The sequence below is a fragment of the Nocardia sp. NPDC058244 genome (genome assembly GCF_042882065.1).
Lineage (GTDB): Bacteria > Actinomycetota > Actinomycetes > Mycobacteriales > Mycobacteriaceae > Nocardia.
In genome coordinates, this window is the sequence record NZ_JBHVWX010000004.1 from 619312 (window position 1) to 631515 (window position 12204).

The 12204-nt window shown below is 71.2% G+C and carries 11 protein-coding genes; 6 read left to right on the top strand and 5 right to left on the bottom strand.

Annotation, left to right across the window (positions count from 1 at the left end; translation table 11 throughout):
- Positions 1–268 precede the first annotated feature (268 nt).
- The 3 genes from ACFVW6_RS16100 to ACFVW6_RS16110 all read left to right on the top strand — a co-directional run bounded on the left by ACFVW6_RS16100 (position 269) and on the right by ACFVW6_RS16110 (position 2270).
- Positions 269–601, top strand: a complete 333-nt coding sequence (locus tag ACFVW6_RS16100) for a hypothetical protein (protein ID WP_019046039.1) — start codon at positions 269–271, stop codon at positions 599–601.
- 20 nt (positions 602–621) lie between these two features.
- Complete coding sequence (locus ACFVW6_RS16105; protein WP_378827132.1) at positions 622–2052, top strand: RNB domain-containing ribonuclease; 1431 nt, start codon at positions 622–624, stop codon at positions 2050–2052.
- A gap of 68 nt (positions 2053–2120) precedes the next feature.
- A complete protein-coding gene (locus tag ACFVW6_RS16110; RefSeq protein ID WP_378827130.1) occupies positions 2121–2270 on the top strand; it encodes a hypothetical protein in 150 nt (49 codons plus the stop codon).
- 10 nt (positions 2271–2280) lie between these two features.
- Here ACFVW6_RS16110 and ACFVW6_RS16115 read toward each other — a convergent pair whose 3' ends face one another.
- The 4 genes from ACFVW6_RS16115 to panB all read right to left on the bottom strand — a co-directional run bounded on the left by ACFVW6_RS16115 (position 2281) and on the right by panB (position 5524).
- On the bottom strand, positions 2281–3138 hold the full coding sequence (locus ACFVW6_RS16115) for a CHAD domain-containing protein (RefSeq protein WP_378827128.1): 858 nt from the start codon (positions 3136–3138) through the stop codon (positions 2281–2283).
- Positions 3139–3141: 3 nt separating this feature from the next.
- Positions 3142–4104: a prolyl aminopeptidase gene (gene pip / locus ACFVW6_RS16120; RefSeq protein ID WP_365016797.1), complete on the bottom strand. Its 963-nt coding sequence runs from the start codon at positions 4102–4104 to the stop codon at positions 3142–3144.
- Entirely contained in the window at positions 4104–4544 is a 441-nt protein-coding gene (locus tag ACFVW6_RS16125) for a hypothetical protein (protein WP_355279160.1), read from the bottom strand. The genes pip and ACFVW6_RS16125 overlap by 1 nt, the downstream gene beginning before the upstream one ends.
- 122 nt (positions 4545–4666) lie before the next feature.
- Positions 4667–5524, bottom strand: coding sequence for a 3-methyl-2-oxobutanoate hydroxymethyltransferase (panB, locus tag ACFVW6_RS16130; protein ID WP_357347647.1), 858 nt, complete (start codon positions 5522–5524; stop codon positions 4667–4669).
- A gap of 212 nt (positions 5525–5736) precedes the next feature.
- Here panB and ACFVW6_RS16135 point away from each other — a divergent pair, with 212 nt between their 5' ends.
- The 3 genes from ACFVW6_RS16135 (at position 5737) to ACFVW6_RS16145 (ending at position 11800) form a co-directional block, all read left to right on the top strand.
- Positions 5737–7269: an alpha/beta hydrolase gene (locus ACFVW6_RS16135; RefSeq protein WP_378827123.1), complete on the top strand. Its 1533-nt coding sequence runs from the start codon at positions 5737–5739 to the stop codon at positions 7267–7269.
- 121 nt (positions 7270–7390) lie between these two features.
- Complete coding sequence (gene glnA / locus ACFVW6_RS16140; RefSeq protein WP_218721857.1) at positions 7391–8728, top strand: type I glutamate--ammonia ligase; 1338 nt, start codon at positions 7391–7393, stop codon at positions 8726–8728.
- A 60-nt stretch (positions 8729–8788) separates the two neighbouring features.
- Positions 8789–11800 (top strand): bifunctional [glutamine synthetase] adenylyltransferase/[glutamine synthetase]-adenylyl-L-tyrosine phosphorylase, encoded by a 3012-nt coding sequence (locus tag ACFVW6_RS16145; RefSeq protein ID WP_378827121.1) that lies wholly within the window; start codon positions 8789–8791, stop codon positions 11798–11800.
- 57 nt (positions 11801–11857) lie between these two features.
- Here ACFVW6_RS16145 and ACFVW6_RS16150 read toward each other — a convergent pair whose 3' ends face one another.
- Positions 11858–12061, bottom strand: a complete 204-nt coding sequence (locus ACFVW6_RS16150; protein WP_218721900.1) for a cold-shock protein — start codon at positions 12059–12061, stop codon at positions 11858–11860.
- Positions 12062–12204 lie beyond the last annotated feature (143 nt).

Here is a 12204-nt window from a genome sequence, read left to right on the forward strand (position 1 = left end):
GCAACAGGTAATCGAAAATCAGCGACGACATACGCTCGGAACTCCCATTTATCGACGTGGGTGGCGCACTGCCCGGCGTTTGCCGGGTGTGCCGACGCCACAGTAACAACTGTCGCGGCGGCGGCGGGAAAAGTGTGTCGCCTGCGTGAAAATGCGCTGGAAGTCGCCGGAAACGTGAGCGAGGTCATAGAGTGTTCGCCGTCGGCAGGGCTCGCTGCCCGGGTGGTGAGCCCAACACAATTCGATCGCGGAAGCAGGTCACATTTACATGCGGGTAGTTCGTTCCATTGTCGCCGGTGCACTGATCGCCGGAGCCGCTGCGGTTTTCACCTCGCTGGGTGCCGGATCGGCGAGCGCGGTCGCGGTGACCCCGCTGGCGGGCGGGGTCCAGGTCGACCTCAGCCCGGCCGATACCGCCTGGGTGCACCAGACCCGGTTCGGTCTGACCGTCGCCGGTCTGCCGCACCCCTCGGCGGCCTCGTTCGGCCAGGCGCTCGACGCCGCGGCGACCGTCTCCTCGGCGGTCCCCAACGGTCGGGTCACCTTCACCGTGTACGGCCCGTTCGACCAGCTCAACGGCACCATGCTGGCACTGCAGTAGGTAGTCGCTAACCTGCCAGGATGGAACTCCATCAGCGGATCGTCTCGGCGCCGGTCGACTTCGGCGCCATCCGTTCCGAATTCGGGCTGGCCTCGGACTATCCTGCCGAGGCCGTCTCGGAGGCCCGCGACGCGGTCGACGCGTTCGCGGGTACCCGGGTCGACCGGACCGACATCGAGTTCGTCACCATCGACCCGCCCAGCGCCATGGATCTGGACCAGGCGCTGCACATCGAACGCACCCCCACCGGCTTCACCCTGCATTACGCGATCGCCGATCTCGGCGCCGTGATCGTGCCGGGCGGTGCGCTCGCCCGGGAATCGGAATCCCGCGGCCAGACCTTCTACCTGCCCGACGGCAATGTCCCGCTGCACCCGACGGTGCTGTCGGAGGGCACCGCCAGCCTGCTGCCCGGCGTCGACCGGCCCGCGGCCCTGTGGACCATCGAACTCGACGATCGCGCTGTCCCGCGCGACTTCTCGGTGACGCGCGCCCTGGTGCGCTCCCGGGAGCGCTTCGACTACGCGCAGGTCCAGGCCGCCGCCGACGCGGGCACGCTGCACCCCTCGCTGGCCGCGCTGCCCGAGTTCGGCAGGCTGCGGATCGAGGCCGGGCTCGACCAGGGCGCGATCTCGCTGCGGCTGCCCGCCCAGGACGTGGTGCGCGACGGCGACAACTGGCGCCTCGAGCTGGAACCCCGCACCGCCGCCGACGACTGGAACGAGCAGGTCTCGCTGCTCACCGGCATGTGCGCGGCGCGGATCATGCTGGCGCACAAGGGAACTCCCATCGGCCTGCTGCGCACCATGCCACCGCCGCCCGACAGCGCCATCGCCTCGATGCGGCGCACCGCGGCCGCCCTCGGCGTCGACTGGCCCGCCGACCTGCCCGTCGGCCGGCTGCTGGCCGGGCTCGACGCGAACACCCCCGCCGCGCTGGTCCTGATGTCGGAGGCGACGAGCCTGCTGCGCGGCGCCGGCTACACGATGCTCGGCGACCTCGACCGGCCCACCGACGGCCAGCTCACGCACAGCGCGATCGGGGCACCCTACGCCCACGTCACCGCCCCGCTGCGCCGCCTGGCCGACCGCTTCACCACCGAGATCTGCCTGGCCCATTGCGCGGGCACCGAGGTCCCCGCCTGGGTGGTCGACGGTCTCGGCCCCGCCGCCGACGCCCTGCGCCGCACCGACTCGGTGGCGAGCAAGGTCGACCGCGCCTGCGTCGACCTGACCGAGGCGACCGTCCTGGCGCCCCGGATCGGCACCGAGTTCTCGGCCCTGGTCCTGCGCGAGGCCAACGGCACCCGCGACGCCGAAATCTTCGTCACCGAGCCCCCGATCCTGGGCCGCTGCGAGGGCAAGCCTCCGGAAGGGAAACACGTCTCCGTCCGCCTGGTGACCGCCGACGTGGCGACCCGCACCATCGGATTCGACTACGCCGCACACTGACCCGACGCGGGCGGGCATACCCGGGTCGCGCGCGGCAGTAGACCTACCTCGACCTGCACCCGCCGGGCGTGGTCCGGACTCTGATCGACCTCGCGCTGCCCGGCGGCGCGGATTTCTACCGCACCACGGAGCTCGACGGCTGGCAGCTGTTCGACCAGGCGCTCCGGGACCGCGGTGAGCGGACAGGTGTTCGTGACGAACCCGGCGGACGCGGGTAACCACCGAGAACTAGTCGGCGGCGGAGACGAACGCGGCGGCGGCAGGATAGCGGGCGATGGCTTGCCCCGCGGCGACCTCTTCGGTGTCGGCGAGGAGTTCGTAGAGGGTGGCGGTGGAGCCGGGGGCGGTGGCGGCGGCCGCGAGAATGGCCTCGCGGGATTCGACGGCGTCGCGGTGGTCGCCGAGGACGGTTTGCAGGCGTTTGGCGCGGGTGCCGAGGTCGGTGGCGTCGGTGCCGAGGACCTCACCCGCCGCCTCGCAGGAATAGCGTAAGCGCTTGGCGCCCTTGCGGATATCGTGCAGCAGTTCGACGCGGTCGGCGGGGGCCGCGGTGGGTTCGGCGAAGACCAATTTGCGCAGGCGCTTGCGGTCGCGGCGCAGGACGTCGTCGAAGGCCGCGCTCGCGGGCGTGCGGGCCAGGTCGCGATCCAGTGGGGGATCGGTGCGCCAGGCGGTCAGGGTCTTCGTCAGGCGCCGGTAGCGCTTGCCGTCGAGCGCGGTCAGCACCTCGGCGTGGGCGCTGGTGTAGGCGTCGCGGGAGGCGCCGACCAGCGCCCGGGTCACCTCGTCCGGGACCTGCTCGTGCGCGGCGAGCAGATCGGTGAAGCGCTCGGCGCGGACCTCGGCGTCGCGGGCGACGCCGAGCAGATCGGCCAGCCACTTGAGCTCGGCCTCGGTGGCCGCCGCCGCGTCCGCGTCGAAGAGCCTGCGGTAGGACCGCAGCACGCTGCGCAGGCGGCGGGTGGCCACCCGCATCTGGTGCACCGAGTCGTAGGCGTCGGCGCGCACGTCGGGTTCGGCGGCCAGCAGCCGGTCGATGTCGTCCCGCAGTGCCGCGACGACGGCTTTTCCGGCCTTGGGCGCCATGATTCAGCCTCGCTTCCCGAACAGGTCGGTCGCCTCGACCAGGTGGTGGGTGATGCCGGGCTCGTGGGCGGTGTGCCCGGCGTCCTCGACGATGTGCAGGGTCGAGCCCGGCCACGCGGTGTGCAGGTCCCAGGCGCTCACCGCGGGGCACACGATGTCGTGGCGGCCCTGCACGATCACTCCGGGGATGTCGGCGATCCGGTCCATGTCACGCAGCAACTGTCCCTCGTCGAGGAATCCGCCGTGCCGGAAATAGTGGTTTTCGATCCGGGCGAAGGCCAGCGCGAAGCGCGCCTCGCCGGTCTCGGCGATCCGATCCGGTTGCGGCAGCAGCGAACTCGTCGCGCCTTCCCACGTCGACCAGGCCACGGCGGCGTCGAGCGCCACCTGCGGGTCGGGGGAGTGCAGCAGCCGGTGGTACACCTCGACCAGGTCCTCGCCGCGCTCCGCGACGGGCACCGGGGCCAGGAACTTCGCCCACTCGGCCGGGTAGACGTTGCCCGCCGCGCCGTTGTAGTACCAGTCGATCTCCTTGCGCCGCAGCAGGAAGATCCCGCGCAGCACCAGCTCGGTGACCCGCTCGGGATGGGCCTGGGCGTAGGCCAGGCCCAGCGTGGAGCCCCACGAACCGCCGAACACCTGCCACCGGTCGACGCCGAGGTGCGCGCGCAGCAGCTCCATGTCGGCGATCAGGTGCGCGGTGGTGTTGACGTCGAGGTTCGCGCCGTCGGCGATGTGCGGCACCGACCGTCCGCACCCGCGCTGATCGAACAGCACGATGCGGTACACGGCGGGATCGAAGAAGCGTCGTTGCAGCGGTCCGGTGCCGCCGCCGGGTCCGCCGTGCACGAACACCACCGGCTTGCCGTCGGGATTGCCGCTGACCTCCCAGTACACCGACTGGCCGTCGCCGACGTCGAGCAGGCCGTGCTCGAACGGCTCGATCTCCGGGTACAGGGCGCGCATCAGAACGCCAGTCCCGCCGCGAGATTCGGCAGATCCAGGGCGGTCATCGCCTCGGTGCGCACGTCGGCGCAGGCCCCGGTGGTGACGCGGTCGACGATCGCCTTGTCGGCCAGCACCTGGGCGTTGATCCCGCCGTTGCGCAGTGCCCACTCGTGCACCATCGCGTTGAGCGCGAAGCGCCCGAGGGTCGGCCCCTGCACCCGGAAGTTGGACAGCTCGGGCCGGATCATGTCGCACAGCTGCGCGGCCGCGGCGTCGGTGATCGTCGGGCTGCCCGCCGGGGCGGTGGTGGTCGGCTTGGCCGCGCTGGTCGTCGAGGTCGTGGTGCCGGAGCTACCGGTCGGTGTGGTTTCCACACTGCCGCAAGCGCTCAGGCTCGCGACGGCGAGCGCGCCCGCGAGCAGCAGCACGGGACGGGTCTTCCAACGGCGGTGCGGCATCGATACCTCTACTCGTGTCGACTATGTCGGTATCGAGTCTGCCACCCGGCGCGACCCCGCACATCCGGCCGAACCCTGAGAACGGCCCGCCGCTCGTGGCGACGGGCCGGGTCGGTGGTGGCTCAGAAGCTGTGCTCGGGGCCGGGGAAGGTGCCCCGGCGGACCTCGTCGGCGTAGGCGGCTGCGGCGGAGCGCAGTTCGTCGCCGACATTGCCGAAGCGCTTGACGAACTTCGCGGTCTTGCCGCTGGTGTAGCCGGCCATGTCCTGCCAGACCAGCACCTGGGCGTCGCAGTCGGCGCCCGCGCCGATGCCGACGGTCGGGATGGTCAGCTTGTGGGTGACCTGGCCGGCCAGCTCGGCCGGGACCATCTCCATGACGACGGAGAACGCGCCCGCCTCCTGCACGGCGATGGCGTCGGCGATGAGCTGCTCGGCGCCGTCGCCACGACCCTGCACCCGGAATCCGCCGAGGGTGTTCACGCTCTGCGGGGTGAAGCCGATGTGGGCCATCACCGGGATGCCCGCGGCGGTGATCAGCGCGATCTGCTCGGCGACGCGTTCGCCGCCCTCGAGCTTGACCGCGTGCGCGCCGCCCTCCTTCATGAACCGGGTGGCGGTGGCCAGCGCCTGCTGCGGCGAGGACTCGTAGGTGCCGAACGGCAGGTCGGCCACGACCAGCGCGTGCGGCGCGCCCCGGACGACGCCGCGCACCAGCGGGATCAGCTCGTCGACGGTGATCGGCACGGTGGTGTCGTAGCCGTACACCACGTTGGCGGCGGAATCGCCGACCAGCAGGACCGGAATGCCCGCTTCCTCGAAGAGGCGCGCGGAGGAGTAGTCGTAGGCCGTCAGCATCGACCAGCGCTCGCCCTCGGCCTTCATCTGCTGCAGATGCTGGACGCGGGTCTTGCGGCGGGGCTTGGCAACGGCTTCGGGAGCGGCACCGTAGGCAGGGGTCTGCTCATCGGATACGGACATCATCGTCCCTTTCGTCTGGTTCCTCGAGGCCCGTACCGGGTCCCCGGGTTTTTCTGACGGATCCAGTGTGCCACCTCGGGCCGAGCCGATTTAAGGGCCGGTGCCGGTGTGATCGGTCACAGCGGTGGTTCGGCTACCGTGAGGGCGAGCCCCTTCGCGCGGATCGGGCGCATCGTGTTGTGCGCCGTGCGGCGCGGAAAGGTGGGCCCACTGTGCAGCGTGGCAGGCTCGTCGTGCTCTGGGGCGCTCTCGCGGCGCTGATCGTGTCCGGCTGCACCAGCGCCGAGACCAGCACCCCGCGCGCGCAGCTGCCGCCACCGCCGCCCGGGCTGGAGAAGTTCTACGACCAGCAGCTCGACTGGGGTTCGTGCGAGGGCTTCGGCAGCCCCGAGGACCGGCTGCCGCCCAAGACCGAATGCGCGCGCGTCACCGTGCCCGTCGACTACGCGCGCCCGGACGGCCCGACCGCCCAGATCGCGCTGTCGCGGATCCCGGCCTCCGGCGACAAGATCGGCTCGCTGCTGATGAACCCCGGCGGGCCCGGCGTCTCCGGGCTGTCGATGGTCACCGTCGGCAACCGCACCGAGCTGGCCGAGAAGTTCGACCGGGTCGGTTTCGACCCGCGCGGCGTCGGCTCCTCGCTGCCCGCGATCGTGTGCCTGACCCCGCAGCAGGCCGACGCCGAGCGCGCCGAGCCGCCCACCGACAACACCCCGGCCGGCATCGCCGACGCCGAGGCCGACAACCGCGAGTACGCCGACCGCTGTGCCCAGCGCACCGGCACCGACCTGCTCGCCCACGTCGGCACCCGCGAGGTGATCCAGGACATGGACGTCCTGCGCGCGGTGCTCGGCGACGCGCAGCTGAGCTACCTCGGCTACTCCTACGGCACCCGGCTCGGCTCGGCCTACGCCGAGAAGTACCCGCAGAACGTGCGCGCCCTCGTCCTCGACGGCGCGGTGGACTCCTCCCAGGACCCCGTCCAGGAGTCGCTGCGCCAGGCCGCGGGCTTCCAGGGCGTGTTCAACGCCTACGCCGCCGACTGCGCGAAGAACGCCGACTGCCCGCTCGGCACCGATCCGGCCCAGTCCGTGGCCCGGTTCCGCGCGCTGGTCGCCCCGCTGGAGAGCAAGCCCGCCGCCACCGCCGACCCGCGCGGGCTCAGCTACGGCGACGCCATCACCGGCGTCCAGCAGGCCCTCTACACCGACGACCTGTGGAACGTGCTCACCCAGGGCCTGACCGAACTGCGCGACGGCCAGGGCGACACCCTGCTGCAACTGGCCGACATGTACGACGGCCGCCGTGAGGACGGCACCTACGCCAACACCCAGGACGCGTTCAACGCCATCCGCTGCGTCGACGATCCGCGTATCACCGATCCGGCCATCACCGGCCGCCAGGACAGCGAGTACCGCAAGGCCGCGCCCTTCCTCGACGACGGCAAGGGCACCGGCGCCGCCCCGCTGGAACTGTGCGCCTCCTGGCCGGTGCCCAACACCAGCACCCCGCACCGGGTGTCCGCGCCCGGCGTGCCGAAGACCGTCGTGGTCTCGACCACCGACGACCCGGCGACGCCGTACCAGGCCGGGGTCGATCTGGCCGCGCAGCTGGGCGCCGACCTGATCACCTTCCGTGGCAACCGGCACACCGCCGCCCTGGTGGCGGGCGACCGCTGCCTCGACGAGGCCGTCATCGACTACCTGGTCGACCTCGCCGCGCCCGGCGCCGGTCTCACCTGCTGAACCGGATCGGCGCGCACCGCGCCCCGTCACGGCGGGTGAGATGTGCGGACGAGGTGACGAGATAGCAAACGCGAGCGCGTATGTAACACGGATTTAACGCCGGGTGCTTACGCTCGCCGGTATGGATCGCCAGAAGGAATTCGTGCTGCGGACGCTCGAAGAGCGGGACATCCGCTTCGTGCGTCTCTGGTTCACCGACGTGCTGGGTTACCTGAAGTCCGTCGCCATCGCACCCGCCGAGCTCGAGGGCGCCTTCGAGGAGGGCATCGGGTTCGACGGCTCGGCCATCGAGGGCTTCGCGCGCGTGTCCGAGGCGGACATGGTCGCGCGGCCCGATCCGTCGACCTTCCAGGTGCTGCCCTGGGCCACCTCCAAGGGCCACCAGCACTCCGCCCGCATGTTCTGCGACATCACCATGCCCGACGGCTCGCCGTCCTGGGCCGACCCGCGCCACGTGCTGCGGCGTCAGCTCAACAAGGCCGCCGACGTGGGCTTCAGCTGCTACGTGCACCCCGAGATCGAGTTCTTCCTGCTGGAGAACGGCCTGAAGAACGGCGCGCCGGTGCCCGCCGACAACGGCGGCTTCTTCGACCAGGCCGTGCACGACTCGGCCCCGAACTTCCGCCGCCACGCCATCGACGCGCTCGAGTCGATGGGCATCTCGGTCGAGTTCAGCCACCACGAGGGCGCCCCCGGCCAGCAGGAGATCGACCTGCGCTACGCCGACGCGCTCTCGATGGCCGACAACGTGATGACCTTCCGCTACCTCATCAAGGAGGTCGCGATCGACGAGGGCGTGCGCGCGACGTTCATGCCCAAGCCGTTCGCCCAGTACCCGGGCTCGGCCATGCACACCCACATGAGCCTGTTCGAGGGCGAGTCCAACGCCTTCGCCGACCCCGACGATCCGGAGAACCTGTCCGCGACGGCGCGCTCGTTCATCGCGGGCATCCTCGAGCACGCCCCCGAGATCAGCGCGATCACCAACCAGTGGGTGAACTCCTACAAGCGCCTGATCCACGGCGGCGAGGCGCCGACGGCGGCGTCGTGGGGCCGGTCCAACCGCTCCGCGCTGGTTCGCGTGCCGATGTACACGCCGAACAAGTCGTCCTCGCGTCGTGTCGAGATCCGCAGCCCAGACTCGGCCTGCAACCCGTACCTGACCTTCGCGGTGCTGCTCGCGGCCGGTCTGCGCGGCATCGAGAAGGGCTACACGCTCCCGCCGGAGGCCGAGGACGACGTGTGGTCGCTGACCGACGCCGAACGTCGCGCCATGGGCTTCCGCTCGCTGCCCGGCACCCTCGACGAGGCCCTGCAGGTGATGGAGCGCTCGGAGCTCGTCGCCGAGACCCTCGGCGAGCACGTCTTCGACTTCTTCCTGCGCAACAAGCGCCGGGAGTGGGCCGCCTACCGCAGCCAGGTGACCCCGTGGGAGCTCGAGGAATACCTCAGCCTGTGACACCGCGCCCGGCATACCGGGCGTGACACGGTCGACGCGCGGACCATGTACTTTGAGGGCATGGTCCGGCCACCGACTGCCCGCTCCGCTGTCCCCGGCGTCGGCCGGCTCGGCTTGCTCGAGCCCACCGCAGCGGATTCCCTGCACCAGCTCGGCTGGGACAACGTCGACGGGGTGCCCGTGCTGTGGGCGCTGTCGCGCGCGCCCGACGCCGATCTGGCGTTGTCCACGCTGATCCGGTTGCACGAGTCGCTCGGAACCGATTGGGCCGAACTGGATTCGGCGCTGCGCACCGATAGCACGTTGCGCGGCAGGTTGTTCGGGCTGCTCGGTTCGTCCACGGCCTTCGGTGATCATCTGGTGGCCGCGCCCGCCGCGTGGAAGCTGCTGCGCGCGAACCGGCTTCCCGAGCGCGAGGAACTGCTCGCCGACCTGCTCGACGCGGTCGAGGCGAAACCCGAGGACGGACCCAACGCGGGGCCGATGCTGTTCCGGGCCGAGATCGCCGGTCCGGAGGCGATCGCGGTGCTGCGCAGCCGGTATCGCGATCAGCTGATGCTGCTGGCCGCGTTCGACCTGGCCTCCACCGTCGAGAACGAGCCGGTGCCGCCGTATCTGGTGGTCGGCAGGCACCTGTCGGATCTGGCCGACGCCGCGCTCACCGCCGCGCTGTCGGTGGCCGTGGCGCGGGTGTGCAAGAACGGCCCGGTGCCGGTGCGGCTGGCGGTCATCGCGATGGGCAAATGCGGTGCGCGCGAACTGAACTACGTCAGCGATGTCGACGTGGTGTTCGTCGCCGAACCGGCCGACGCCACCGCGACCAGGCTGGCCGCGGAGATGATGAGCGTCGCCAGTTCGGCGTTCTTCGAGGTCGACGCGGCGCTGCGGCCCGAGGGCAAGGCGGGCGCGCTGGTGCGCACGCTCGACTCCCACCTCGCCTACTACAAGCGCTGGGCCCGCACCTGGGAGTTCCAGGCGCTGCTGAAGAACCGGCCGATGACCGGCGATCTCGAACTCGGACAGCAGTACCGCGACGCGCTCATGCCGATGGTGTGGGCCGCCTCCGAGCGCCCCGACTTCGTCGCCGACGTGCAGGCCATGCGCCGCCGGGTGGAGGACCTGGTCCCCGCCGACCTGCGCGAGCGTGAGCTCAAGCTCGGCGCGGGCAGCCTGCGCGACGTCGAATTCGCCGTGCAGCTGCTGCAATTGGTGCACGGCCGGGTCGACGACGCGCTGCACGTCACCAACACCGTCGAGGCGCTCACCGCGCTGGCCGCGGGCGGGTACGTCGGCCGCGACGACGCGGCCAACCTCACCGCCTCCTACGAGTTCCTGCGCCTGCTCGAGCACCGGCTGCAACTGCAGCGGCTCAAGCGCACCCACACCCTGCCCGCCGCCGACGACGAGGAGGGCATGCGCTGGCTCGCCCGCGCGGCCCACATCCGGCCCGACGGCCGTCAGGACGCGGTCGGGGTGCTCGAGACCGACATCCGGCGCAACTCCATGCGGGTGCGCAGGCTGCACGCCAAGCTGTTCTACCGGCCGCTGCTCGAGTCGGTCGCCCGGCTCGACTCCGACGCGCTGCGGCTGAGTCCCGACGCCGCCGTGCGTCAGCTCGCCGCGCTCGGCTACGGCGCGCCCGCCAACGCGCTCGGCCACCTCAAGGCGCTCACCGGCGGCGTCTCGCGCAAGGGCCGCATCCAGGCGCTGCTGCTGCCGACCCTGCTCGAATGGCTCGGTGACACACCGAATCCCGACGCGGGCCTGCTCGCGTATCGCCGGGTCTCGGAAGGTCTCGACGATCAGATCTGGTTCCTGCGCGAACTGCGCGACGAGGGCGCCATCGCCCAGCGGCTGATGATCGTGCTCGGCTCCTCGGAGTACCTGCCCGATCTGCTGATCAACGCCCCCGAGACGATCCGCATGTACGCCGACGGACCGGCGGGCCCGCAGCTGCTCGGCCCGCAGCCCGAGGACGTCGCGCGCGGCATCCAGACCGCCGCGGCCCGCTACGACGACCCCGCGCGTGCCGTCGCCGCGGCCCGGTCGCTGCGCAGGCACGAGCTCGCCCGGGTGGCCTCGGCCGATCTGCTGGGCATGCTCGACGTCCCGCAGGTGTGCGCGGCGCTGTCCTCGGTCTGGGTCGCGGTGCTCGAGGCCGCGCTCGCCGCCGTCATCCGGGCCTCCGAGGCCGAGCGGGGCGCGCCGGCGCCCGCCGACTTCGCGGTGATCGGCATGGGCAGGCTCGGCGGGATGGAACTGGGCTACGGTTCCGACGCCGACGTGCTGTTCGTCTGCGATCCGCGCCCCGGCGAGGACGAGACCACCGCGGTGAAGTGGGCGATCGGCGTCGCGGAGAAGGTCCAGCGCCTGCTCGGCGCCCCGAGCACCGATCCGCCGCTGCAGGTCGACGCCGGCCTGCGCCCGGAGGGCCGCAACGGCGCGCTGGTGCGTACCCTGGCCGCCTATCAGGCCTACTACGACCAGTGGGCCCAGCCGTGGGAGGTGCAGGCACTGCTGCGCGCGCACCAGGTGGCGGGCGATCAGCAGCTGGGCGTGCGGTTCCTGCACGTCATCGACCCGATCCGCTACCCGGCGGGCGGCGTGTCCGCCGAGTCGGTGCGCGAGATCCGCCGGATCAAGGCCCGCGTCGACGCCGAGCGCCTGCCGCGCGGGGCCAACCCCGCCACCCACACCAAGCTGGGGCGCGGCGGGCTGGCCGACATCGAGTGGACCGTGCAGCTGCTGCAACTGCGGCACGCCCACGAGGTGCCCGCGCTGCACAACACCTCGACGCTGGAATCGCTCGACGTCATCGAGGCCGAGGGCATCCTGGAACCCGACGACGTCGCCCTGCTGCGGGAATCGTGGATCACCGCGACCGCGGCCCGCAACGCGCTCGTACTGGTCAAGGGCAAGCCGACCGACCAGCTGCCCGGCCCGGGCCGCCTACTATCGGCGGTCGCGCGGGTGGCGGGCTGGCCCACCGACGACGGCAGCGAGTTCCTCGACAACTACATGCGCATCACCCGCCGCGCCAAGGCGGTCGTGGAGCGGGTGTTCGGGGGGTAGCGGAGACGAGAAAGGCCCCGCACCATGGGTGCGGGGCCTTTCTCGTTCACGCCGGAATCAGATGGCGCGGACGTCCTGAGCCTGGGGGCCCTTCTGGCCCTGGCCGACCTCGAACTCGACCCGCTGGCCCTCTTCGAGGGACTTGAAGCCGGAGCCGCTGATGGCCGAGTAATGCACGAAGACGTCGGGGCCGCCTCCGTCTTGGGCGATGAAGCCGAAGCCCTTCTCGCCGTTGAACCACTTAACAGTGCCTTGAGTCATGTGTTTTACAAGTCTTTTCAGTCGGTGAGCCATGGCGATCTCTGTGATCAGCCCAGTCTCAGCAGCCAAGTATGCCATACTCGCCGACAAACTGCGCGTACGGGGTCGCCGGACCGTGATCTGGGCGGAGTCTGCGTGCCACG